The organism is Thermomonas carbonis (assembly GCF_014396975.1).
Taxonomy (GTDB): domain Bacteria; phylum Pseudomonadota; class Gammaproteobacteria; order Xanthomonadales; family Xanthomonadaceae; genus Thermomonas; species Thermomonas carbonis.
On the sequence record NZ_CP060719.1, the window covers coordinates 2437294 to 2462100 of the forward strand.

At 61.9% G+C, this 24807-nt stretch carries 24 protein-coding genes and 1 pseudogene; all 25 read left to right on the top strand.

Annotated features, from left to right (window positions below; genetic code table 11):
* The first annotated feature begins 14 nt into the window (after positions 1–14).
* The 25 genes and pseudogenes from galE to H9L16_RS11395 all read left to right on the top strand — a co-directional run bounded on the left by galE (position 15) and on the right by H9L16_RS11395 (position 24760).
* Positions 15–1010 carry a UDP-glucose 4-epimerase GalE gene (gene galE / locus H9L16_RS11275; protein WP_187551776.1) on the top strand — a complete coding sequence of 332 codons (996 nt, stop codon included), beginning with the start codon at positions 15–17 and terminating at the stop codon, positions 1008–1010.
* Positions 1007–1870, top strand: a complete 864-nt coding sequence (locus H9L16_RS11280; protein ID WP_187551777.1) for an ABC transporter permease — start codon at positions 1007–1009, stop codon at positions 1868–1870. Before galE ends, H9L16_RS11280 begins: the two co-directional genes overlap by 4 nt.
* Positions 1870–2592, top strand: coding sequence for an ABC transporter ATP-binding protein (locus H9L16_RS11285; RefSeq protein ID WP_233449387.1), 723 nt, complete (start codon positions 1870–1872; stop codon positions 2590–2592). The genes H9L16_RS11280 and H9L16_RS11285 overlap by 1 nt, the downstream gene beginning before the upstream one ends.
* Positions 2589–3167 (top strand): Wzt carbohydrate-binding domain-containing protein, encoded by a 579-nt coding sequence (locus tag H9L16_RS11290; RefSeq protein ID WP_187551778.1) that lies wholly within the window; start codon positions 2589–2591, stop codon positions 3165–3167. Before H9L16_RS11285 ends, H9L16_RS11290 begins: the two co-directional genes overlap by 4 nt.
* Entirely contained in the window at positions 3160–4080 is a 921-nt protein-coding gene (locus H9L16_RS11295) for a class I SAM-dependent methyltransferase (RefSeq protein ID WP_187551779.1), read from the top strand. Before H9L16_RS11290 ends, H9L16_RS11295 begins: the two co-directional genes overlap by 8 nt.
* Before the next feature lie 102 nt (positions 4081–4182).
* Positions 4183–5244 carry an NAD-dependent epimerase/dehydratase family protein gene (locus H9L16_RS11300; RefSeq protein WP_187551780.1) on the top strand — a complete coding sequence of 354 codons (1062 nt, stop codon included), beginning with the start codon at positions 4183–4185 and terminating at the stop codon, positions 5242–5244.
* 114 nt (positions 5245–5358) lie between these two features.
* Positions 5359–6345 (top strand): class I SAM-dependent methyltransferase, encoded by a 987-nt coding sequence (locus tag H9L16_RS11305; protein WP_187551781.1) that lies wholly within the window; start codon positions 5359–5361, stop codon positions 6343–6345.
* Positions 6346–6436: 91 nt separating this feature from the next.
* A complete protein-coding gene (locus H9L16_RS11310; RefSeq protein WP_187551782.1) occupies positions 6437–7672 on the top strand; it encodes a glycosyltransferase family protein in 1236 nt (411 codons plus the stop codon).
* A complete protein-coding gene (locus H9L16_RS11315; RefSeq protein WP_187551783.1) occupies positions 7669–9021 on the top strand; it encodes a glycosyltransferase family 4 protein in 1353 nt (450 codons plus the stop codon). The genes H9L16_RS11310 and H9L16_RS11315 overlap by 4 nt, the downstream gene beginning before the upstream one ends.
* A 44-nt stretch (positions 9022–9065) precedes the next feature.
* Entirely contained in the window at positions 9066–10415 is a 1350-nt protein-coding gene (locus tag H9L16_RS11320; protein ID WP_187551784.1) for a glycosyltransferase family 4 protein, read from the top strand.
* A 428-nt stretch (positions 10416–10843) separates the two neighbouring features.
* A pseudogene (locus tag H9L16_RS16540) lies at positions 10844–11002 on the top strand (DapH/DapD/GlmU-related protein); the annotation flags it as partial.
* A gap of 2 nt (positions 11003–11004) precedes the next feature.
* Positions 11005–12093 carry a glycosyltransferase family 2 protein gene (locus tag H9L16_RS11330; protein WP_187551786.1) on the top strand — a complete coding sequence of 363 codons (1089 nt, stop codon included), beginning with the start codon at positions 11005–11007 and terminating at the stop codon, positions 12091–12093.
* Positions 12090–13091, top strand: coding sequence for a sulfotransferase (locus tag H9L16_RS11335; RefSeq protein ID WP_187551787.1), 1002 nt, complete (start codon positions 12090–12092; stop codon positions 13089–13091). Before H9L16_RS11330 ends, H9L16_RS11335 begins: the two co-directional genes overlap by 4 nt.
* A 93-nt stretch (positions 13092–13184) precedes the next feature.
* Positions 13185–14099: a glycosyltransferase family A protein gene (locus H9L16_RS11340; RefSeq protein WP_187551788.1), complete on the top strand. Its 915-nt coding sequence runs from the start codon at positions 13185–13187 to the stop codon at positions 14097–14099.
* A 16-nt stretch (positions 14100–14115) separates the two neighbouring features.
* Positions 14116–15378 carry an acyltransferase family protein gene (locus H9L16_RS11345; protein WP_187551789.1) on the top strand — a complete coding sequence of 421 codons (1263 nt, stop codon included), beginning with the start codon at positions 14116–14118 and terminating at the stop codon, positions 15376–15378.
* On the top strand, positions 15375–16358 hold the full coding sequence (locus H9L16_RS11350; protein ID WP_187551790.1) for a glycosyltransferase family 2 protein: 984 nt from the start codon (positions 15375–15377) through the stop codon (positions 16356–16358). The genes H9L16_RS11345 and H9L16_RS11350 overlap by 4 nt, the downstream gene beginning before the upstream one ends.
* A complete protein-coding gene (locus H9L16_RS11355) occupies positions 16348–16662 on the top strand; it encodes a hypothetical protein (protein WP_187551791.1) in 315 nt (104 codons plus the stop codon). Before H9L16_RS11350 ends, H9L16_RS11355 begins: the two co-directional genes overlap by 11 nt.
* 95 nt (positions 16663–16757) lie before the next feature.
* The gene (locus tag H9L16_RS16545; protein ID WP_425507269.1) at positions 16758–17540 is read left to right on the top strand and encodes a glycosyltransferase; all 783 of its coding nucleotides are present in this window, start codon (positions 16758–16760) and stop codon (positions 17538–17540) included.
* Entirely contained in the window at positions 17453–17818 is a 366-nt protein-coding gene (locus H9L16_RS11365) for a glycosyltransferase family 4 protein (protein WP_187551793.1), read from the top strand. The genes H9L16_RS16545 and H9L16_RS11365 overlap by 88 nt, the downstream gene beginning before the upstream one ends.
* A 140-nt stretch (positions 17819–17958) precedes the next feature.
* Positions 17959–18903: a glycosyltransferase family 2 protein gene (locus H9L16_RS11370; RefSeq protein WP_187551794.1), complete on the top strand. Its 945-nt coding sequence runs from the start codon at positions 17959–17961 to the stop codon at positions 18901–18903.
* Between the two features lie 876 nt (positions 18904–19779).
* On the top strand, positions 19780–20133 hold the full coding sequence (locus H9L16_RS16550) for a glycosyltransferase family 4 protein (RefSeq protein ID WP_425507198.1): 354 nt from the start codon (positions 19780–19782) through the stop codon (positions 20131–20133).
* A gap of 25 nt (positions 20134–20158) precedes the next feature.
* Positions 20159–21535, top strand: coding sequence for a hypothetical protein (locus H9L16_RS11380; protein WP_187551796.1), 1377 nt, complete (start codon positions 20159–20161; stop codon positions 21533–21535).
* Positions 21525–22652 carry a glycosyltransferase gene (locus H9L16_RS11385; RefSeq protein ID WP_187551797.1) on the top strand — a complete coding sequence of 376 codons (1128 nt, stop codon included), beginning with the start codon at positions 21525–21527 and terminating at the stop codon, positions 22650–22652. The genes H9L16_RS11380 and H9L16_RS11385 overlap by 11 nt, the downstream gene beginning before the upstream one ends.
* Positions 22649–23629: a GDP-mannose 4,6-dehydratase gene (locus H9L16_RS11390; protein ID WP_187551798.1), complete on the top strand. Its 981-nt coding sequence runs from the start codon at positions 22649–22651 to the stop codon at positions 23627–23629. Before H9L16_RS11385 ends, H9L16_RS11390 begins: the two co-directional genes overlap by 4 nt.
* A 3-nt stretch (positions 23630–23632) precedes the next feature.
* The gene (locus H9L16_RS11395) at positions 23633–24760 is read left to right on the top strand and encodes a glycosyltransferase (protein WP_187551799.1); all 1128 of its coding nucleotides are present in this window, start codon (positions 23633–23635) and stop codon (positions 24758–24760) included.
* The last annotated feature ends 47 nt before the right edge of the window (positions 24761–24807 follow it).

Below are 24807 nucleotides of genomic sequence, written 5' to 3' on the forward strand. Positions count from 1 at the left end.
GTCAGGATGGCTCGATGAAACATGTACTGGTGACCGGCGGCGCAGGTTACATCGGCAGCCATGCGTGCAAGGCACTCGCAAGCGCAGGCTACGTGCCGGTGGCCTACGACAACCTGGTGCACGGGCACCGCTGGTCAGTGAAGTGGGGGCCTCTGGAACAGGGCGACATCGCCGACCGCACACGCTTGGACGACGTGCTGGCCCGCTACCGGCCGGTGGCGGTGATGCATTTCGCCGCACACGCGTATGTCGGCGAATCGGTCACCAATCCAGGCAAGTACTACCGAAACAACGTTGCCGGCACGCTGACCCTGCTCGAAGCCATGCGCGACCACGCCATCGACAAGCTGGTGTTCTCCAGCACCTGCGCCACGTACGGCGTGCCGCAGCACTTGCTGCTGACTGAAGAACACCCGCAGCATCCGATCAATCCCTATGGTGCCAGCAAGCTGATGGTGGAGCGCATGCTGGCGGACTTCGATGCTGCGCACGGCCTGCGCTCGGTCTGCCTGCGCTATTTCAACGCCGCCGGTGCCGATCCGGACGGCGAGATCGGCGAATGTCATGATCCGGAGACCCATCTGATCCCCTTGGTTCTTGATGCCGCCAGCGGCAAGCGTGCCGACATCACCGTGTTCGGCAGCGATTACGACACGCCGGATGGCACCTGCATCCGCGATTACATCCACGTGGGCGATCTCGCCGGTGCGCACGTGCTCGCCCTGCAGGCCCTGGAAGCTGGTGCGGCAAGCGCGGCCTACAACCTCGGCAATGGGCAGGGGTTCTCGGTGCGCCAGGTGATCGATGCGGCGCAGCGGATCACCGGGAGAGCGATCCCGATTACCATCGCCGACCGCCGCGCCGGAGATCCCCCAGTACTGGTCGGCGACGCCACCCGAATCCGCGACGCACTGGGCTGGTCGCCCAGGCATGCCGATCTGGACGACATGATTGCCAGCGCATGGCGCTGGCAGCAGGCGCGCGAACGCAGGATGGGCGAGGCCGTATGAGCGAGCTCGACGACCGCATACACGAAGAACACTTCGGCCACGCGCATCTCACCGAGATCAGTGCATCCGGCAACTCCCTGCGCACCGAATTGCGTGAACTCTGGGCCTACCGCGACTTGCTGGTCCTGTTGATCCAGCGCGATGTCAGCATCCGCTACAAGCAGAGTGCCGTCGGTATCGGCTGGGCCGTGATCCAGCCGCTGATCACGATGCTGATCTTCACCGTCGTATTCGGAAACTTCGCAAAGCTGCCGTCTGAGGGTTATCCCTACGCTGTCTTCACCATGTGCGCCTTGGTGCCTTGGGCGTTCTTCGCGCGGGCATTGGCGGGTGCCAGTGGCAGCATCGCCGGGTCGGCGAACATGGTCACCAAGGTTTATTTCCCACGACTCATCTTGCCGATCAGCAAGACCGTGTCGGGAATCGTAGATTTCGGCGTCGCCTTTGGCGTCCTTGTGGTGATGCTGCTGATCTATCAGGTCCCGCCCAGTATTGGTCTGCTGTGGTTGCCACTGTTCGTGCTGCTGGCCCTCGCCACGGCACTGGGTATCGGCCTGTGGCTAACCGCCTTGAACGTGAAGTACCGGGACATCGGCCTGCTGGTGCCGTTCCTGACCCAGATTTGGATGTACGCCTCACCGATCGCGTATTCGACAACGATCATTCCAGCGAAGTGGATCTGGCTCTACAGCCTCAATCCGATCACCGGCGTGGTCGAAGGCTTCCGCTGGGCACTGCTCGGCAAGGCACCGCCTGCTGCAGGTCCACTTGCGCTCTCGTGCGCGGTCGTCGTGCTGATGCTGGTCAGCGGACTGTGGTATTTCCGTCGCACCGAACGAACCTTCGCGGACACCATCTGATGCCGACCGCAATCAAGGTGGAAGGACTCGGCAAGCGCTTCCTGCTTGGCCAGACATTCGAAAATACCTTGTCGAGCCGCATGGGCGACCTGCTGCGCGGCCGTGGCCTGCGCCGTAGTGCGGCGCCACCCGCGGACTTCTGGGCGCTGCGCGATGTGTCGTTTGACATCGCCCAGGGAGAGGCGGTCGGCATCATCGGTGGCAATGGCGCCGGCAAATCCACACTGCTCAAGATCCTGTCGCGGATCACCCCGCCCACGCTGGGCCGGGCGTCGGTCAGGGGCCGGCTGTCGAGCCTGCTCGAAGTGGGCACCGGCTTCCACCCCGAACTAACCGGGCGCGAGAACGTCTTCCTCAATGGGGCCATCCTCGGCATGCGCAAGGCCGAGGTGGAGCGCAAGTTCGACGAGATCGTGGCCTTCTCCGGCGTCGAGAAATTCATCGATACGCCGGTGAAGCGTTACTCCTCGGGCATGTATGTGCGGCTTGCGTTTGCGGTGGCTGCGCACCTGGAACCGGACGTGCTGATCATCGACGAAGTCCTCGCCGTGGGCGATGCCGACTTCCAGAAGCGCTGCCTGGGCAAGATGAACGATGTGGCGAGTGAAGGGCGTACGGTGATTTTCGTCAGCCACAACATGGCGGCGGTGCAGAAGCTGTGCAGCAAGGCGATCTGGATGCAGGGGGGCGGGTCGCGAGTACTGGTGAAACGAGCAGCGTGATCGGCGACTATCTCGCATCGTCCAGCCAGCCACTCGACCACGACTCGCCAAGAACACCAGGCTGCATCTACGCCCATGAGCTTGAAGAGGACTCCAGCTCGGACGCCTACGTGACAAGTCTCCACCTCTCGGATCTTGATGGCCGACCGCTGGACGAGGCCGCAACGTTTGCACCTTTGCGCTTCCGAATGAGTTTTTACGTAAAGCGCGAGTTCCGCAGCTTTTCGGCTGTATTGCAGGTCAACACGGCAGACGGGGTGCCATTGCTGTTGACCTCGACGACTCCTGACCAGCAGCAGGCGTTCTCGGTCAAGCCTGGTCATTACACGGTTGATTGCGACTTCTCCCAGTTCCCGCTTGCCGCAGGTGAATACGTGCTTGGCCTGGGACTCGCAATTCCGGGTACGGAATACGTCTGGCGAAACGACGCGGCTTGCCGCCTGCATGTCGCGCCACGCGATGTCTTTGCGTCGGGGCTCCCCCCGGCATCGAATCGATACCTGGTGGCCACTCCGCATGCGTGGTCGGCTCCGCATCGTAATTCGTCTGCGTTGCAGGACAGCCCAATTGCCTGAAGAGATGCGTTGTCGAGTCTGTGCCAGTGCCGGCCTGGTCGATATGGGTCCTTGCGCGGCGCCCGCCGGCGCACAGTGGACAGATGCTGATGGCAGGCTGTTTCGTTGCCCGGAGTGCGCGCTGGGCCAGCGTCATCCGATCCCGAGTGAGCAAGCGCTCATCGCGATGTATCGCGAGACTTCCGATGAAGAAATGGCCTACCCATACGAGGACAATGCAGCCTGGTCGCTGGCGCGCGCTTTGCTACGCGGACGCTTCGCCCATCACACTGGCGTTGCGGTTCTGGACATCGGATGTCATACCGGCGCATTCCTCGCAGGTCTGCCTGCCGAGTGGAATCGACACGGCATCGAAAGTGCACGCGGCCCGATGAATATCGCCCGGGAACAGCATGGGGTAATCCTGATTGGGGAACGGATCGAGACGATCGAGCAGGGGTGGGCAGGCAAGTTCGACGCCGTCACCATGTTCGATGTCGTCGAGCATCTTCCCGATCCAAGCGCTGGGTTGGCCGCTGCTGCGCGGCTCTTGAAGCCGGGTGGCACACTGATGATCAGTTCGAGCGATCTCGATGCCTGGACATGGCGATGGCTGGGCAGCGGGCACTGGTACCTGCAGACACCGCAGCACCTGTCCGTCATCTCGAAGAAATTCCTGGACTATGTCGCTCGGCGAGAAAGCCTGAAAATGAGCGATTTCCATGCCATTCCGCACCGGCGCGCCGATATTGCCACGCGCTACGGTGAAGCGATTCGTGCGTTTTACTGGGGGATGAGAAGCCGCGGTGGAATCTGGCGGATTCCGCATCGAGTGCTGCCATCGTTGCCCGGGCTTGGGCATCTTCGGCACATGCAGTCTGTGCCATGGACAATGACGCTTAAAGATCACTTCTTGGCTTCATATCACCGATGAGGGCTTCGTTTGTCGTACAGATTTCGAGCAAGTCGTCAGCAACGACAAGACCCGCGTGCTGTTCGCGGATGCGATTTTCAAAAACGAATCTGGTAGAACCCAATGACTGATCCCGTCCTGCTCGTCACCGGCTCCGCCGGCCTGATTGGTTCCCAGGCCGTGCGCCACTTCGCCGGCTTGGGCTGGCAGGTGCACGGCATCGACAACAACATGCGTGCCGACTTCTTCGGTCCCGATGGCGATACCACCTGGAACCTGCAGCGATTGCAGCACGACATCCCCGGTTATCGGCACCACGTGCTGGACATTCGTGATCGCGCCGCGGTCCTGCGCGCCATCGAGGAAGTTCCCGCCGACATGATCGTGCATGCAGCGGCGCAGCCCTCGCACGATCTCGCGGCCAGCCGTCCGTTCGACGATTTCGACGTGAACGCGGGTGGCACACTCAATCTGCTGGAAGCGACACGCCGGCATCGTCCGGAAGCGACGTTCTGCTTCATGAGCACCAACAAGGTCTACGGCGACGCTCCCAATGAATTGCCATTGGTCGAACTGGAAACGCGCTGGGAGTACGAGCGTCCGCAGGATTTCGGCGGGATCGCCGAGGACTTCCGGATCGACCGCAGCAAGCACAGCTTGTTCGGCGCCAGCAAGGTCGCCGCCGACGTGATGGTTCAGGAATACGGCCGCTATTTCGGAATGAAGACGGTCTGCCTGCGCGGCGGCTGCCTGACCGGTGCCGCCCACAGCGCGGCCGAATTGCATGGCTTCCTTGCCTACCTTGCGCGTTGCGTCGTCGAAGGACGTCCATACCGGGTGTTCGGCTACAAGGGCAAGCAGGTACGCGACAACATCGATGCCAGCGACGTCTGCCGCTTCATCGAGCGCTTCCATGCCGCGCCTCGTTGTGGCGAGGTCTACAACATCGGGGGCGGACGCGGCAACAGCATTTCAATGCTGGAAGCCATCGCCAAACTCGAGGCCATCGCCGGCAAGCGCTTGTCATGGGAATACGTCGACGAAAACCGCGCTGGCGACCACATCTGCTACATCTCCGACCTGAGCAAGATGAAGACGGATTATCCGGGCTGGGACATCACCGTTCCGCTGGACAATATCCTGGAAGACATCGTGCGGGTGCTGCGGGATCGTGGTGTTGACTGAAGCATGCTGCTTGCTCCGAAATGGCGGTCACGTTAGCCCGCCTTCCCTGTGACGTGAGCCGGACATCATTGGCTTGACCTTTACAACTGACTGGCTTGTCAATGAGGTATGCGCATGACATTCTCGATTCGTAGCCTCCTGCGCCCGTTGCGTCGCAAACTTGACCGAATAATCACGTCACGGGGCTTCCTCAGCTATCAGGCTGGCGCAATGGATCGCCGCAGGCTGGGTAGTGGCGACCTCGCTGCATTCGACGGTCATGACCACATTCTGTTGCGGCGGCACTACTACCTGCCGTTGCCGGATGCGAAGGACCTCGCAAGCCAGAGGGAAACGGAGCTGATCGGCTGCGACTTCGATGCGGATGCCTGCTTCGCGTTTCATGCCGAGCACGTTGCTCGTTACGACCCGGAGTTCCGCCAGTTCCCGAATTCGGGGCCGGCCTCGGTTGATGACTACCACCTCGTCAACGGCACCTTCATGGCGCTTGACGGAAACATGTACTACGGACTCATCCGTGCGTTGGCACCTGCGCGCATCATCGAGATAGGCTCCGGGAACTCGACCAAGCTCGCGTGCGCCGCGATCCGCAGGAATGTCGCGGAAGGGCGCGTGGCAAGCACGCTCACCTGCATCGAGCCGTTCCATACGGAAGTACTGGAGGGGCTGCCGGAGGTCTCTCGAATCCTTCGTTCGTATGTACAGGATGTCGCCATGGATGAGTTCACCAGCTTGGAGGCTGGCGACATCCTGTTCATTGATTCCACCCACACAGTCCGGCCCGGCGGTGATGTCTGGTGGGAAATCTGCGAGATTCTTCCACGTCTGAACCCGGGTGTACTTGTACACATCCACGACATTTCGTTGCCGCAGCCGTATCCGTCGAGGACCTTGGACAACCATTGGTACTGGATGGAGCAATACATGCTCCAGGCGTTCCTGAGCTTCAATCGCAGGTACTCGGTCGTGTGGGCCGGAAACTTCCTGATGCTGAAGGCGCCTGCGCGGATGACCTCGTTGTTCGGGGAAGAGTATTCGGCGATGCGCGCGGCGTATCCCGATTCCGAGCCAGCCAGCTTGTGGCTGCGTGTAGAGGCGTGACAGGGCGAATGTCTCCCGGCACCGTCCAACAGAGCGAAGCCTTTTCACTGCGTCCAGCCGAACCGATGCCGCGATCTCGGGCGTGTCTTGCATGAGCGCCGTGCAAACTGAGGTCGTGAACGTGGCCGAAGGTCTCGGTGGCAAGACCCTGCTGCTGGTCGGTTCGGTTCCGGGCCAGCGCAATGTTGGCCAGATCCTGCTGCGCGAAATGCTCGACTGTCTTGGCCCCAGCCAATTCGTTGTCGCAGGTCTGTTGTCGGCTGGCGAGGTTGGTGATACGCCGCAATCCGATGGGGTGCGCATATTCCGGCGGCCGCATGAACACTCGAGCCGCGCCTTCCCGGGCCGATTGGGCGGCATGGTCGCTGCGATCAATCGGCTCCGTGACTACGAACCCGTCGTTGCCACGCTGGCGGACGAGGTGCATGCCTACGCGCAGGACAACGGGGTGAACCGGGTCTGGGCGATCCTGAACATGCCTTCGGTCATCGATGTCTGCACGCGGCTGATGACGCGCCTGGACGTGCCGCTGCTCGCGCATGTCTGGGACGACGTGAATCATCTGTCGCGGCAGCAGGGACTTGATGCGATGACCCGGTGGCGCACCGAGCGTCGCTTTGGTTCCTTGTTGGCTCGCGCCGAGCGTACCGCGGTGATCGGCGAAACCATGTCCGCCCACTACTCGGCTTGCTATGGCGCGCGCTGCCAGATCGTGCGCCATGGGGTAGCGGATGGCATCGTCGCACGGGATCGGCCGACCGGCTCGGATGAGTTCGTGATCGGATTTTCCGGTGGGATGTATTGCCCCTCGGCTTGGAATGCGTTCCAGGCAGCGCTGGACAGACTGGGGTGGCAGACCGCTGGCAAGCGAATTCGCCTCGTCGTGATGAGCGGGCAGGTAACCTTCAAGACAAGTTCGCCAGCGCGGGTCGACTATCTCGGCTGGCGCAGTGATGCCGAAGTCCATGAGCGGCTCGCCACATGCGATCTGTTGTACTTGCCCCAGCCTTTTGAAGCGTCCCAGCGCGAGCTTGCGGAGCTGTCGTTCCCGACCAAGCTCAGTGCGTACGTGAGCACTGGGCGACCAGTGCTGGTGCATGCACCACAACACGCATCGCTTCCGGTGTTCGCCCGCGCATATCCGCTTGGCCAGGTATGCACCAGCCTGGATCCCGCGGTCATCGCCGCGGTCATCCAGCAGCTAGCGACGGAGCCGGGCCTTTATGCCGAATCAGCCAGGGCCTCCACTGCGATCGCGAACTCGGTGCTGAGCAAGACGAATTTCTCTGCGCAGGTACGGGCATTTGTCGATGGTGGCGCTGCTTGACTCGCATTTTGCTCTTCATGCAGACAAGCTCGACGCTCGGCGGCGTCGAGACGTGGCTGGATCGAACCTGTTCGTACCTGGCGACGCGCGGCTTCGAGCCTGTGGTCGGGCTGGCGCGAGGACTTGCGAACAACAACCCCGCGCGTTACCGGCAACAGCATCCGGATCTCGATACGATCGAGGTCGACGGGCGCGGCCTGAACCGTGACGGGCGCGTGCGGGCCCTGATGCGCGGCATCCGCAAGGTGCGTCCAGCCATCGTGCTGCCCCTGGGTGTTGTGGATGCGAATGCCGCAGTCGTGCGATGCAAGCTGGATGGCGACGATGTGCGCTTGCTGGCGCATGCGCAGGGCAATCTGCCGCCGATGCTTGCGGATTTGAGGTTGTATCGGGACTGGTTTGATCGCGTGGTGTGCCCGGGCCGGCTGACCCGGCGGATGCTGGTCGAGTGGGGTGGATTCGCTCCCGAACGCGTCGAGCACATTCCGAACGGGGCGGATGCCCCCATCGTCGAGCGCCTGCCAAGGCGAAACGATGGCGTGCTTCGACTCGGCTACGTTGGCCGTCTCAGCCAGCCCGACAAGCGCGTACTCGATCTGGTGCCGCTGTGCCACGAATTGATCCGGCTCCGCGTTCCGTTTGAACTGGACGTGGCAGGGGATGGCCCGGCGCGCACGGAACTGGCAGCTGGATTGGCGGAGTTCGGCAGCCGCGTGCGGATGCTCGGACCAAAGGACCAGCAGACGCTTTACCGCGAGATTTTTCCGACTCTGGACGTGCTGATGATGACCTCGGCTTCGGAAGCGTTCGGCATCGTGTTGGTAGAGGCGATGATGCACGGCGTGGTGCCGGTCTCGTCGCGTTACCACGGATTTCACAGCGAGGGCCTGGTGCTCGAGGGCGAAACCGGCCTGGCGTTCGAGGTGGGAGACATGGCGGGCGCGGCAAGGGCGGTGCAGGATCTGCATGCCAAGCCGGATCGATTGCAGGCACTCGCTGCCCGCGCCAGGCTGCACGGCGCCGGCTACACGTGGGAGCGGTCGCTTTCGCAATGGGAGGCTTCTCTGCGCACCGTTGCGGAAGAGCCAGTCCTGCACGCAACGACTCACCCGATCGCCATGTCTGCTGGCGAGAGCGGGCGCCTCGAACGCCTCGGAGTGTCAACCGGCATGGTTGATCGCCTTCGACGGCTGCGACGCGCTGTGCTGGGTCCTGCGGTGCCTGCTGGAGGCGAGGAGTGGCCGCTCTTTCATCGGTTCCACAAGGCCGAGCAGTTGGCTGCGATCCGTGAAGAGTTGCTGCGAATCGATGGACTCGCGGAACGCGCAGTCCCCGAAGCGGCGGGCTGAATGTATGTTGCTCCTCTCGAACCAGACAAAGGCAGCATGCGCAAATGCCTAGCGTGATGTTCGTGAGCCCTTCGGCTTACAGCTTGAGTGGATTGGCGACCTGGCTCGATTATCTGTTGCCAGGACTTGAGCAGCTTGGCTGGACTTCGAGCCTCTGTCTGGTATCGGGGCCGCAGCATCACCGACCCGAAAAATATCTGGAAGTCCACCCGGCAACCCGCGTTGAAATCGCGCACTGTCGAACCGGGACACCCGAAGGGCGTGTTCAAGCATTGTTGGCGGTACTGCGGCGGACGCAGCCAGATATCGTGGTCTCGGTGAATGTGCCTGACACCTACCCAGCCGTGAACAGATTGCGCGAGGATCCCGGCTCATCACCCCATGTGGTGATGAGCGTGCACGGTATCGAAGCCTTTCTTTACGCCGATGCTTCCAAATTCAGGCGTGTGATCGACGCGGTCATTTGTTCGAACAAACTCGCCTGCGAACTGACGAAATCGCTTGGCGGCATCGCCGAGGATCGTGTCCTGTATTCGGCGTATGGCGTTGATATCCCGCAAGGCGGTGATATCGAGAGTAACGCGGATTCTCTGAGAATCGTCTATTCCGGCAGGTTGGAAACTCCCCAGAAAAGGGTGGGTGACCTGGTCGGGATTCTGCGGGCGCTGGATGCACGCAGTGTTCCCTACCAGCTCGAGATCGCCGGCGATGGGCCAGATCGCGATGCCTTGCAACAAGCGTTGCAGCATGGCGTCATCGCTGGCAGGGTCAAATTCCACGGTCAGGTTTCAATCAGTCGATTGAAGGGCGAGATCTATCCTGCAGCCGACGCTATGCTGATCACATCAAGTTGGGAGACCGGTCCAATCGTGGCGTGGGAGGCCATGGCACAAGGACTTCCGGTGGTCAGTGCGCGCTATGTGGGTGCCGGGTTGGAAGGCGCCTTGATCAGTGGCGAGAATGCCTTGCTGTTCGATATTGGCGACACGGAGGGCGCGGCAGCGGCTCTCGAAACGCTATGGCGCGATGCGCAATTGCGACTACGACTGGGAGAGGCGGCCCGGCGACTGGTTGAAACCCGCTACAGCATTCCGGTGTCGATCAAGGCCTGGAGCGATTCCCTCCATCAAGTCCTGTCGGTCAAGCAACTCGCGTTCGCGCCGCTGCCTGAATCTGCTCCCAGCGGCCGCTTGGATCGCTGGTTTGGCCCCGGCATGGCAGAGCGGCTGCGAAAATGGACGGGCAAACAGATGTTCCCTGCGGTGGACCCGGGCGGCGAATGGCCGCACTCGCTCTCCAGCGCGCGCAGTGATGAGGCTTTCTGGCAGTCGGCGACTCATGCGGACCGGGACCAAGCCCGACCCTTTCGCGAGCATGAGACTCCATGCGCTTGAGTGTTAAAACCTGGCTCCGCGGGCTGGCCATGCTGCGCCACCCGATTCTGATCGCGGATCTGGGGCAGCGCCTGCAACATTTGCGCCGGATTTCACTGTTGCGTGCCGACAATCCTGGAGCAACGATCAAAGCGGATCTGATTCTGCTCGGCAACGACATTTCCCGCATCCGGCTGGGAGCGGGTTGTATCCTGGGTGGTGGCGCAGTGCTGGCGTGTGGCGACGATCAGGATGGGCTTGGCCGAATCGTGATCGACGAGGGAACCTATATCGGTCAGTACAACAATCTGCGCGCCGGCGGCGGGGACATCCGCATCGGCAAGAACTGCCTAGTAAGCCAGTTCTGCACCTTGGTCGCAAGCAATCACGCGCATGTGCGCGGACAGCCCATCATTCAGCAGGGCAACGACACAAGGCGCGTGGGTATCGTCATCGGAGACGACGTCTGGCTGGGCGCAGGGTGCGTCATCCTTCCCGGCGTCGTCGTTGGCGATGGGGCCATCATTGGGGCCAACGCCGTGGTGACTACCGATGTTCCGCCCAACGAGATATGGGGCGGCGTGCCCGCACAAAAAATCAGCGAGCGCATGTGACCACGTCCTCGCTACGTGAACGCGCTGGCTGTTGGCTGTACGAGCGCTGGCAGGCGGAGCTCGTGTTGCGCGCCCCAGGATTGGCGCGCACGCTTGGTCTTGCCTGGCAAGACGTTCACAACCGCAGCGAACGACTCCAACTCGATCCGATCACTGGTGGTCGGGTTTGCGAATGGCAGGATTCAAGTCGTCTCACCGTGGCGCGCATCTTCCCGGATGTCGGGACGCGTTTGCTGCGCCATGCGCTTCAGGAATGGCCAGTGCGATTTGCCGGGGCCGATCACGCCACGGCTCCGGGTGCTCCCGACATCTCGATTCTGATCCCGATCGCCGGCCAATCGCGAATGGCGCAGTTCCGGCTGGCGCTAGCTACGGCACGTGCTCAAATTGGTGTAAATACCGAGGTCGTGGTAGTGGAGCAGTGGCCCGACGCGACCTTGCGTTACAGCCTACCGTCGGATGTTCGCTATCTGCACCAGATCGCTGCAGAGGGCGCGCAATTCAACAAGAGCAAAGCCCTCAACGCGGGCGCGCGGGCAGCGTCGGGTCGCAATCTCATCATCCTCGATGCGGACTACGTGCTTCCAGAGCGCTTTGCGGCAGAGTGCGCGTATGCGCTTGAGAACGTCGATGCCGTGCGTTCCGCGCGCTGGATCTTCTACCTTGATCGAACGAGCAGCGAACGATTGGCCACCACGTACGACTGCCTGACTAATGGTGGCACCGAGGCGATCGTCTCCAACAATCCCACGCCTCTGGCGCTGCGCCGCAGTGTGTACTGGGAGATCGGTGGCCACGACGAAGCTTATGAGGGATGGGGCGGCGAAGACACAGAGTTTCTCGACCGCTTGCGCATCAGGCCCATCAGCGAAGGCGGGTGGATGCCGGTGTTGCACGCGTGGCATGCACCCGCGCCGAAGAAAGCGGATGGCGACCGCAACCGGATGCTCCACGAGGAACGGATGGCGATACCCGTCGAAGTTCGGATTGCTCGGCTTCGTGCGGCGCAGGAAATGAGGTCGGAGGAAATCGTTGAGCCAGTACCATTCCGGTCAGGACACGCAATAGAGCAGTCCCAGCCATGAACTGGAAGCTCACCACAGGCAAGCTGCGGGATGCCTGGCTGGCTTATCCCTCGCAGCGAAGGGCATACAGATCGGTGCCGGCTGGCAAGCCGATCTTGCTCACCGGTACTCACCGAAGCGGCACCACCTGGCTGGCCAAGATGCTGGCCGCCAGCGGCATCTGGTACGTCCACGAGCCCTTCTTCCCCGGCAAGGGACGCTGGCCGAGGTCGTTCGAATTTCGCGAGAGTGGCACACCGGACGTCGCGGTCGATGCGCTGTTCACTGACGTGTTGGGGGGCGGCTTCCGACAAGCCCTGAATCTGCCCAATGCCGATCACCCGCTGATGCCCTTGCGACTGATTCCACCCATGGTTCCGAGGATGCTGGTCAAGGATCCAATCGCGTGTCTGCTGAGCGAGTACCTGACCCGGCGGTTCGATCTCCAGACCCTGATCCTGTTCCGGCATCCGGCTGGTTTCGCCGCGAGCGTATGCCGCCTCGGCTGGCCGCGCGGCGCTTTCCTGCGCCAGTTCCTTGCGGATGAGCCATTGATGGCGGCGCACCTTGAGCCATACCGAGCGCTGCTCGAGCGTTATGCGGGCGAGGACACCCTCGCGTCCGCGACAGTCCTGCACGGCGCTCTCTCGTGCGTGCTGTGGCGTTGGGTCGAGGAAGGTGTGGGTACTCCTGTCGTATTCGAGGAGTTGTGCGCAGATCCGATCATGCGCCTGCGGAGCGTGTACGAGACGCTGCACCTACCTTACGACGAGGACATCGCTGACGCGCACCGTACGGCGTGCTTTGGCAGTGCGCGTGCTGTGGGGGACTATCATCCGCATTCGGTCAATCGCAACAGTCTTGCGATGGCGCGTTCATGGACGACGCAACTCGACGACGCCGAACTCGCCGGGGTCCGTGGGATATGGGACACCTTTGGCATTCCGCTCTATTGCAGCGATGCCGACTGGGATCGCAAGGGTTATCTATTGAGTCCGGTCACGGGGCAGGCTGCATGAGTCGCCCGGTCCTTGGCCATCGACGATAAGGCGAACTGATTGCACTCGCTTGGTTTCGTCAGCACCATCATCCCGGCGTACAACCGCCCAGCGATGCTGCGGGACGCGGTAGCATCGGTTCTCGCACAGACATATCCTCGGGTTGAGGTCATCATCGTCGATGATGGGTCCGAAGATGAAACCCCGAAGGTTGCAGGAGAATTGGCGACCTTGCATCCCGGCGTGGTGCGCTGGTTCCGCCAAGACAACGCTGGCCCCGGGGCAGCACGTAATCTCGGGTTGCGACATGCGCGAGGAGAATTCATCCAGTACCTCGATTCCGATGACTTGCTGGAACCCGGCAAGTTCGAGTCGCAGGTGGCTGCCTTGCAGCAACATCCGGATGTCGGCTTGGCATACGGAATCACCCGGCGCGTCGATGTGGCGACGGGCGAATCGCGTGTCTGGGCGCGTACCGGCGAACAGATCGAACATATTTTCCCGTCTTTCCTGATGAAACGGGATTGGGATACGAATGCCCCACTTTGGCGAAGGACTACGTGCGAAGCGATCGGGCCCTGGCTGGAACTGCGCTGCCTGGAGGACTGGGAGCATGACTTGCGTGCAGGCATGCTGGGTATCAGGGCGGTCCATGTGCCGAAGCCGGGCGCCATCGTTCGCGATCACGATGCTATGCGGGCGAGCGGCATGACCACCGGTTTCACAGTGGAGATCGTTCGTGACATGGCTCGGGCTCACGCGGCAGTCTGGAGCCGCATGCGAGCCCTGGATCTTCGTGACTGGAGTTATCTCGAGGAGTTCTCGCGAAAAGTGTTCTGGATCGCCCGGATGTGCGGTGAGCGGGGCTTGATCACCGAAGCCGATGAAGCTTTGGAGATCGCCTCGGAGATGATGACCGGCCACAGCGCGGCGAAACGCCTGCGCATGTTCCGCGTGCTGGTTCGCATACTGGGCTGGCGTCGCGCGGTGGCGTTGGGCGAGCGCGCAATGCATGGATTGGCGGCATGACGGGAGTCGATCACCGATGGCTGTAATCGTCGGCACAGCCTCGCTGGCAAGCCTGCCCGTGACAGGCACCGAAAGTCCACCACGGCTGTTCTCGCTCGATGTGCTCCGTGGTCTGGCGATCGCGCTGGTGATGATCCGGCATTTCCCACCTTCCGACCTGCACCTGCCGGGCATGTTCGAGGTGGTCGTGCAATGGGTGATGAGCATCGGCCACGTGGGCGTGGATCTGTTCTTCGTGCTGTCGGGCTTCCTGATTTCGCGATTGATCTACACCGAGTACGATCGAACCGGTGGATTCGACGCCGTGCGCTTCTGGCTGCGCCGCGGGTTCAAGATATGGCCGGCCTATTTCGCTGCCTACGGCGGCATGACCGCGCTTCGCGTGTTGTGGGAGTTTTGGCGAGGTGAGGGTGCGAGGGCGGGCGAGTTGCTTGATGCGGCGGCCTGCAATGCCGTGTTCCTGCAGAACTACCTGGCCTGCGAGCGCTGGTCGCACAGCTGGAGCCTGGCAGTCGAGGAGCACTTCTACACGGTGTTCGCCGTGCTTGCCGGGGTTCTGACGTGGTGGGCGGCAAGAAAGCAACTTACGGGGGCGCGCGCATTCAAGACCGTGGCATGGGCTTGCGTCCTGGCGGGCGTGGCGGCCTTGCTGATGCGGTTCTACGTCGTGTCCCCGGAATACACGCACACAACTGCGAGCATTGCTTATTACCGCAGTCACCTGCGAATGGATAGCCTGTGCTACGGGGTGCTGCTCGGCTACTGTGTGCACTACCGCATTGGTGGATCATTAGTGCCGCGGATCCGCTGGCCCTTCGGATTCGTTGCGCTCGTGGCTGGCTTGGCATGGCCGACGCTGTGGACAAAAGGTGAGTCCTTCTGGTTCGAGTCGATCGGATTCACGCTGATCTACCTGAGCTTCGGCTTCCTCGTACTTGGCGCCGCGCAGCGTCCGGATTTCGGGCTCGCTGCCCCGCGTGTGCCACGCGCGATGTTGCGCGGCGTGGCGTGGCTGGGTGTGTACTCGTACACGATTTACCTGGCGCACGCGATCCTGTTCGGCATCCCCGGGGTCGAGACGTTGCGTCAAGCTGTTCTGGGTGTATCACTGCCGACCTTCGGAGCAGGCTTCAGCCTGTGGCTCGATCGGTTTGCCTACCTCGCGGCATCCATTGGCTTGGGTGTAGCACTGTCCCATGTGATCGAGCGTCCATTCCTGCGGTTGCGTGCGCGCCTGCTTCCGTCCCGACGCCGGGACTTCGGGTTGTCGGTTGCATGAACACCTCCTCCTCCCCGCGGGTCTCTGTGGTGATGAGCGTCCACAACGACGTCGGCCGCGTGGAAGTGGCCGTGCGCAGCATCCTCGGGCAGAGTTTCCGGGATCTGGAGTTGATCGCAATCGACGACGGGTGCAGCGATGGCAGTTCGCTTCTGCTGGATAACCTGGCGAGTGAAGATCCGCGCCTGCGTGTCATCCATCAGGAAAATACTGGCCTTACACGGGCACTTATCCGTGGTTGTGCAGAAGCCAGAGGTGATTTCATCGCTCGCCAGGATTCCGATGATTGGTCACATCCACTGCGCGTGGCCGAACAGGTCGCGTTATTCGAAGAGGATCCTCGGCTTGGCTTCGTATCTTGCACGACAGAATGCATAGGCCCGTGCGGAGAGCACATGTCGTTCACCGAGCGGCCCGCAGATCCCGAGGTCGCGACGCGCGGGTTGCTACACAGTCGCCAAGGGCCGCCGGCGCACGGTAGCGTGATGTTCCGCAAGGCACTTTACGAGAGGGTCGGGGGTTACCGAGAAGAATTCTATTACTCCCAAGATTCCGATCTGTGGTTGCGGATGGGCGAGCATGCGTTGATCGGATACATCCCGGACGTGCGCTATCGCTATATAAAAGAGCCAGGAAGTATTTCAGGTGTTAGTAGACCCCGGCAATCAGAATTCGCCAGGCTGGTGCATGCCTGCAGGGCTTGCAGGGTCTCCGGGACTAGTGAGTCAGAGTGCATGGATGAAGCGCGAAAGCTCACGGAGCAGATTCGAGCCGAGCGGTGTGGCCCCCAAATTTCAGGCGCCGTCAAAGGTCTTGGAGTTACCTATCTTATAGGTTCGCAGCTCGTGAAGAATGGCGACAAGCGCGCCATTGGATATCTGCGTCAAGTTGTTGCTGCACGACCAATGCATTGGCGAGCGTGGTTTCGTCTTGTACAGGCAGTCCTGATGACATCCAAGGAGAGAGAGAATGATTGGTAACCAGGTATTTCACTGCATCGCAGTTCTTGCGGGCCTGCGGCTGGCGGCGACGCAATTGTCGGTGCCGGAGACCGATCTGATTAAAGAGCTTTCCAGAACATCCAGAACTGTTACCGAGGTTGGCGTGTTCGAGGGACTTACATCTGGCCGAATCATGGAGAAGATGCCGGATGGCGGTGAGTCGGGCCGCTGCCCGGAGACTAGCGGGCCAGTGCGGCTGGTGCGTGAGCTGGGTTCGACACCGCCGGGGTTCGAACTGCAGGAAACCCGGGACACCATTACGGTGTACCGCCGCGTTTCATGACCCGCGTGCTGGATATTCTCGTTGGAGCGGATGTTCTGCCTGACCCAAACTCTGGCGCGGCTGGCACCGTTATGGATACCAGCCATGCGCTCTCAATGCTTGGTCACAGCGTCGACTCGTTCTGGGCGGACTCACTCGGGCGCAGGGTTTCCCACGGCAACTTGCACTACATACTTGAGCTGCCTCGCGCCTATCGGCGCGAAGTCGCTGCTCGGCTTGCACTAAAACGCTATGACGTTGTCCAGCTCAGCCAGCCATACTCGTATCTGGCCGGACGCATGGTGCGCAGATTGTCGGATCGGCCTCTGATGATTTGGCGCAGTCATGGACTTGAAGCAAAAGTTGATGCGGCAATGCTCCGATACGCACCAACGGCACCATCGACGGTACGTGGAGCATTTCGTGGCTTGGTCGGCCGTCGGCTTCATTGGATTCAGCGTGAAGCGATGCGCTGCAGCGATGGTGCGATCGTGCCCTGCGACGATGACAAGAGCTTCTTGGTCGAGCAGTTTGGTGCGCAGCCCGACCGGGTCGCTGTCATCTGGCATGGTGTGCCTGACACCTACCTGGATGCGCCGGTGTCGACCAACAAGCGGCGCTGGAAGAGGATCCTTCATGTCTCGCAGATGTCGGCCAACAAGGGGCCCATGGTCATGAGTCAGGTGGCGGCACAGGTCCTGCAATCAAGCACCGATGTCACCATGACCTGGCTCTGCCCCAGTCGGTGCACGATACATTGCGATCGGCGTTGCCGGAGAGCGTTCGCGACCGTGTGGAGTTGCGGGGCTGGGTGGATCGAAGTTCCCTCATGGACATGTACGACACGCATGGAATATTCCTGTTTCCGACGCTGGCGGAAGGCGCCGCCAAGGTTGTAATGGAAGCTATGGCAAGGGGCATGTGCGTGGTTTCGTCAGACACGTCGGGTCCATCCGACTATATTCGTGACGGCACCAATGGGTGCCTCGTCCCTGTTGGCGACGTGTCCGCGATGGCGTTGTCTACCATTGGTCTTTCTACCAACGCCGAAATGTGCAGTCGGCTTGGCAATTCTGCAAGGGCGACCGCGGCAGAATTTAGTTGGGCGCGGTGCGCGCGTGCGATGACCGAGTTCTATGGGCATCTTGATGCGTTGAAAGAGTGTCCGCAGGCATGATTGGGATTGACTCTCACCCAACTGGTAGTGGCTTGCATTTCCCTGCTTCGACTGGTCAATGATAGGTAACGCTACAGCTTGGCCGAGTCGGCGCATCCGTATCCAGGGCTGTCTGATGGTGGCGTGTTAAAAGTTGCGGATTGGAAGGCAGCAGTGGTGTCGATGCAGGTGACTGGTTCAACCACCGCGAGGATAGCAACACTATGTCCGCAAACTTCGCGCTAGGCATCGTCATCCCAACCTATAAACGCGGCGCGATCGTGATTGACAGCGTGCGCGCATTACTTTCGCTGACTACTCCGCCGACCGAAATTGTGCTCGTCGATCAAACAGAGCGGCATCCGGCGGAGATCGAAAGTGAATTACAGGCACTGCAGGATGCCGGTCTGGTCAACTGGTTGCGACTCCCTCAGCCGAGCATCCCGCATGCGATGAATGTAGGCCTGCAGTTCGCGAAAGCCGAAGTCGTCTTGTTCCTCGATGACGACATAATTCCAGACCGGGCTTTGGTGACTAGGCATCTGGCTGCGCAGCAGCGGGCCTCGCTGGTGGCCGGCATGGTGCTGCAGCCAGGGGAGCAGCCCGAGTCCCTTGAACCTGGCGAGCAATTTCGCTTCACTAGTGACACAGCGGCTGACATTCACGAATTCATGGGTGGAAATTTCTCCGTGCGGCGCGACATGGCAATCGCCCTAGGGGGATTCGACGAGAATTTTATCGGCGCGGCCTATCGCTTCGAGGCCGAATTCGCTTGGCGCTATCGCAAGCTGCATGGACTCATTCGCTACGAGCCAGGCGCGGTCATCCATCACCTTGCAGTGTCATCCGGGGGTACGCGCGCGCACGGCCACCACCTACGCACCATGAACCCTGCGCACTCCGTGGGTGCATACTATTTCTGGCTGAAGACCAGACAAGAGGGCTGGTGGCGCGAGATGTTCTTGCGCCCTTTCCGGTCGATCCGTACCCGCCATCATTTGCGCAACCCTTGGTGGATTCCGTTGTCACTGCTGGCCGAGGTGCGCGGCTTCCTCGCCGCGCTTGCGTTGATTCGCCGTGGTCCCCGCCTGATCACCTTGTCTTGATAGTCCGATCAAACTCACTTCTCGACCCGTTGCTTGGCTGCAGGCACCTGATGGGCGAACGCTTCGCCCGGAGGTTTGCCTGATGCGCGTCGCGATGGTCACCACTCACCCGATCCAATATCAGGTGCCGTGGCTGCGGCTGCTTTCCAACACGCCAGGCATCGAGCTGCATGTTTATTTCTCGATGTTGCCGGATGCCGCAGAGCAAGGCAGGGAGTTCGGTGTGTCTTTCGATTGGGACATCCCCCTGTTGGAGGGCTACGCCTGGAGCGTATTGGAGAACCGCTCGCGGCATCCTTCGTTGACGACGTTTGGCGGATGCGACACGCCCGGGATCGGTCGCGAGTTGCGCAAGGGTAATTATGATGCGGTGATCGTCAATGGTTGGGGCTTCAAGACCTGCCTGCAGGCATTGCTGGCTTGCCGCATTGCAGGCATCCCCTGCATCGTGCGTGGCGAGGCGAATGGGCTTCGCCCGCGCGCGTGGTGGAAACGTTGGCTGCATGCGTGTTTGTTGTCGCAGTACGCGGCCTGCCTGGCGATCGGCACCAACAACAGGCGTTATCTCCTGGATGCTGGTGTGCCGGCCAGCCGCATTTTTGCTACCCCCTACTGCGTCGAGAATGAGCGGTTCGCGATTGCTGCGGATGCGGCTAGAAGCCAGATTGGTCGTGAGGCGTTGCAGTTTCGCTTCGGGCTTGATCCGGAACGAGCCACCTTCTTGTTCTCGGGCAAGTTCGTCGACAAGAAGCGCCCCGGCGACATCATCGAGGCGATTCGAGGGCTTGACTCAAACGAACGTGAACGAATCCAACTCCTGCTGGTGGGGGCGGGCCACTGGAAGCCGAATTGCGTGAATCGGCAAAGGACTTGCCCGTGCATTTCGCCGGATTCCTCAATCAATCGGAGATCACGGCGGCCTATGCCGCGGCTGATTGCCTGGTCTTGCCGTCAGACCATGGCGAGACTTGGGGCCTGGTGGTCAACGAGGCCATGGCCTGCGGTTTGCCAGCCCTCGTCAGCGATCAGGTCGGTTGCGCAGTGGACCTGATAGTGGCCGGGCATACCGGCGATGTGTTCCCCTGCGGGGATGTGGCCGCCCTGTCCGCGATGCTGGCCCGGCATGGGCGTAATCGCGAGGGATTGGCGGACATGGGTGCTGCTGCAAGGGGCGGGTGGCGGCGGGTTACAATTTCGAGCACGTACGGCAAGGCGTGCTTGCGGCGCTGACGACAGTAACCAGGAAGGCGGTCTGATGGCGTTGTATGTCTTGCTGGGTCTTGCTGCACTGTTCTCGTTGCGCGCCGTGACGGCATGGCGCTACGGTTTTTTTCTGATGATCCTGCTGGCTGCCGTGCAGGATCCACTGCGGAAGCTGGTGCCCGGCACGCCTGGTTGGTTGGTGCTCATCACTGCCCCTGTGTTCCTGGCCACGGTCCTGGGGGCAGTGCTGCGAACGCGCGGATGGTGGCCGCTGTTCAAACGCGCCTATCCTCAGGTCGGAAACGCCCTGCTGATGCTGATCCTCTTGTGCGTGCCTGCCGCGATCCTGTCGGCAACCTATGGCCCGGGCTCATGGATGCTCACTGTGCTGGGTGCCTTTTCCTATGCGTCGATTTTCCTGGCAGTGATCACCGGCTTTCATTTTCCGCGCGACCCAAAGTCCGTGCGCAAGTTGCTGGTTGTTTACTGCCTGGCCCACGGCGTGATGCTTAGCGGTGCAGTACTGGAATACTACGAAGTCTTCCCGGCCATGCAGGTCATCGGCACCAAGGCCATGGGCTTCGAATGGATGCGCTGGGGCTCTGGCTACACGGTAGACATGCTGGCTGGCTTTTATCGAAGTCCCGATGTGATGGGCTGGCATGCAGCTGCGGTATGCATGCTGTCGTTGGTGCTGGGGCTTGCCGGCAAGGGTAAAGGTCGTTGGGGCTGGATTGCCCTGAGTGGCCTGGCCATCATTGCGCTCATGCTGTGTGGACGTCGCAAGATGGTCTACATGCTTCCGGTGTTCCTGCTTGCCCTGGTCTGGATCTACTGGCAAGCGGGACGTGCGGGGCGAATGGTGGCGATGCTCGGTTTGTTGCTCATTCCGGTGGGTAGCGTCTGGCTGGTAAGCGACCAATTGAGCGAGGAGTCCGCCAATGTTCGTTACTACAGTGGCGAAGGCCTGAAGTTCAGTGCAATGGAAAGCATCCAGGGGCAGGGTTTCGGAGCGGTAGTCGAGACCTACAAGCAATCAGGGGTGCTGGGGGAAGGGTTGGGGGTTGCCACGCCCGGCTCGCATAACCTGAAGGTCGCGCGACCACGTGTCTGGCAGGAGAGTGCGCCCAGCCGGATCATGGTGGAGCTCGGTGTACCGGGTACCCTGGGATTCCTGTTGGTGATGATTGGGATCGTGCTCGCGTTGTGGCGAACGACCATCAAACAGCTACGCACGCGCAGCCAGTCGGCACCGTATGCAGCAGGCCTGTTCGCTTTCTTCCTGGCCAATGTCGGCAGCCTGACCGTGTCTGGCCAGATCCTGGCGGATCCGTTCATCGCGGCGTTCCTGGGCATTCTGGTAGGGGTCGTGTTGTCGCTCGTGCGATTCCAGGCTCCCAAGGCGAATGGACCCTCGCGTGCTGTCTGAAGGAGATGACGGACGAGCCAGTTTGTCTGTCGGACTGCTCGCGACGGCTCGGATGGACGCGCCAGGCAGCATGCGTGCTTATGCGGACGTACTGATGCAGGCAATGGCAATGCATGCTCCAGACGTCGACGCGAAATTGATCGAAATTGCGGCGCCCGCTGGTGCGGGCACCATTGCGCGGCGTATGGAGACTGTCTCGCTGCCGTTGCGTGCATGGTCCAGACGGCGTGAAGTACCCCATGTGTGGCACGTGCTCGATGGCAGTCGCGCCTACATCGCGCCGGCGCTTGAACGGGCACCCGTCGTGATCACGGCACACGACATCATTCCGCAACTGCAGCAGGATGGGCGCTTCGCCGGTGTGCCACCGCTGGGTCGGGCGGCTCGGTGGCTATGGCGCCGCAACGGTGCGGCGATGCGTGGAGCCTCCGCGCTGGTCTGCGATAGCGATAGCACGCGCCAGGATATGGAGCGGGCGTATGGCTTGCCCGTGAATGCCCTGGTGGTGCCGTTGCCTGTACGTCCCTCGCTTCTCGCAAAGGCATCAGGTCACGTGCCACCTCGCGAAACCGGCGTGGTCCTGCATATCGGCAACAACGGCTTCTACAAGCGGCGGGAGCAGGTGCTGCGTATCTTCGCGCGGCTGGATCGGTCGGTCGCGCCAACACTGGTGATGATCGGTCCTGCGCCTGTTCAATCCATGCGCGAACTGGCCCGCGACCTGCAAATCGACGGCGCGGTCGTGTGGATCGAAGACGCCAGTGATGTGGTCGTCGCTGATTGGTACCAGCGCGCATCGGTGATGGTGTTCCCGTCCCTGTATGAAGGCTTCGGGTGGCCGGTGCTCGAAGCGATGGCGTTCGGCTTGCCGGTGGTCTGCAGCGACGCAGGTTCCCTGCCGGAGGTCGCCGGTACGGCGGCACCATGCCTGGCACCCGACGATATCGACGGATTCGTGCGTGAGACGGCCGTGTTGTTGCGCGATCCCGCACTCGCCCTGCTTCGGGCGCGGGCGGGGCGCACCCGCGCGGAGGCGTTCGGGCTGCAGCGTTTCGCGAACGACATGGCTGCTGTCTATCGATCGACTTTCATCGAATGGAGCAACAAACGGCGATGACGACGCGCACAGCATTGATCTTCGGCGTCTCAGGACAGGACGGTGCATTGCTGGCGCGGTTCCTGGCCGACAAGGGCTACCGCGTCCATGGAACGTCGCGCGATGCGCAGGTGAGCGGTTTCGCCAACCTGGACCGTGTCGCGGTACGCGATCGGGTACAGGTGCACTCCGCAGCGACCAACGATTTCCGCAGCGTGGCGCAGGTGCTGAGTGAGGTGCAGCCGGACGAAACCTATCTGCTGGCCGGCCAGAGTTCGGTCGGGCTGTCCTTCGGCCAGCCCGTGGAAACGCTCGAAAGCATTGCAGTCGGGACCCTCAACGTGCTCGAGGCGGTCCGCTTTCTCAGACTCGACACGCGCCTGTACCACGCGGGCTCCAGCGAATGCTTCGGTGATGTCGGCACGGCTGCCGACGAGCAGACCGCGTTCCGCCCGCGCAGTCCGTATGCGGTGGCCAAGGCGAGCGCGCACTGGATGGTCGCCAACTACCGCGAGGCTTACGGGCTGTATGCCTGCACCGGGATCCTGTTCAATCACGAATCGCCGCTGCGTCCGGCGCGCTTCGTCACCCGCAAGATCGTCGCGGCGGCGGTGCGTATCGGCGCTGGAAGCGGCGAGCGCCTGCAACTCGGTGACTTGGCGATTGAGCGCGACTGGGGCTGGGCGCCCGAGTATGTCGATGCCATGTGGCGCATGCTGCAGCGTCCGGCGCCCGAGGATTACGTGATCGCGACCGGACGCGTGCACGCATTGCACGAATTCGTGGCGATGGCGTTCGCGTCTGTCGGCCTGGACTGGCAGGAGCACGTGGATTTCGATCCCGGCCTGCGCCGGCCCAGCGAGATCGACCACAGCGTCGGCGACGCATCGAAAGCGGCACGGGATCTGGGTTGGACGGCTTCGTCCAGCCTGCAGGATGTCGTGGCGCGCATGGTCGCAGCCGAACAGGGCGGGCCATGGCCGATGGTCGTGGGCTGACCGATGCGGATTGCCGTCGACGCGCTGCCGATCAACAACTTCTCCGGGCGCAACGTGCTCGCTGGGCACCTGCGCAATCTTGCCGCGGCCGCGGCCGGCCGCCACAGCTTCCATGTGTTCCACCATGCCGGCAATCGCGACATTCGGCGTGACCTTGGCAGCCACGTGGAGTGGATCGAGATCGGAGCCGTCGGGACAGGCTGGGCCAGGCGGTTGTGTTGGCAACAGGTTGCGATGCAGGCCAGGCTCGATGAGGTTTCGGCAGATCTGCTGCTCTCCACGTCGGGCGCGCTGGTACCCGGTGTGCGCACTCCGCAGATGGTGATGGCGCAGAACCCGTGGTGCTTCTTCCCGCAGTTCCATGCGACGGCAACGGATCGGGTGAAGGCACGCCTTCAACGCCACGGCTACCGCAATGCGCAACACCGTGCGGCCGCGATGTTCTACCTCTCCGACTACATGGCACGGATCTACGCCGACAATGCCGGTCGTCCACCGCGCCACGGCGAAACCGTGCTGGTCGGCGCCGATGACGGCATGTTCGATGCAGCCGCGTCGGAGCCGCTGCCAACCTTCGAGGAACGCGCGGCTGAAATACTCACGGTTTCCGTGATGACCCCGCACAAGTCGGTCGAGGATGTGCTGGACGCCCTGGGCCTGCTGCACCAGCGCGGCGTGGAGGCGCGTCTGTCGCTTGTCGGGCCTTGGTCGGACGAAAGTTACCGCGCCGCGATCGAGCAGCGCATCGCGGAGCAGGGATTGTCGCGTTCGGTGACGATCACCGGTGGCGTATCCGATGCGGAGCTCGAGGCACACTACCGCCGCGCGCGGGTGTTCTGCCTGCTCAGCCGTTGCGAGTCGTTCGGCATTCCGGCAGTCGAAGCGCAGGTGTTTGGTACCCCGTGTGTCGTCGCGGATGTTTGCGCACCTCCGGAGATTGCGGGTCCGGGTGGAGTGGCTGTTGCGGCAGCTCGCATCGACCTTGCCGCGGATGCACTGCAACCGCTGCTGATGGATGTAGTCGCCTGGGAGCGGGCCTCGCAACGCGCACTCGAGAATGCAGAGCGTTTCCGCTGGGCCCGATTGAGCCGCCCGATCATCGATTTCATCGACCACTGGCAACCCGCGTGAGTCTGGACATAGCTTCCGCCCGCGCTACCCGCCCGTACTCGCGTCGG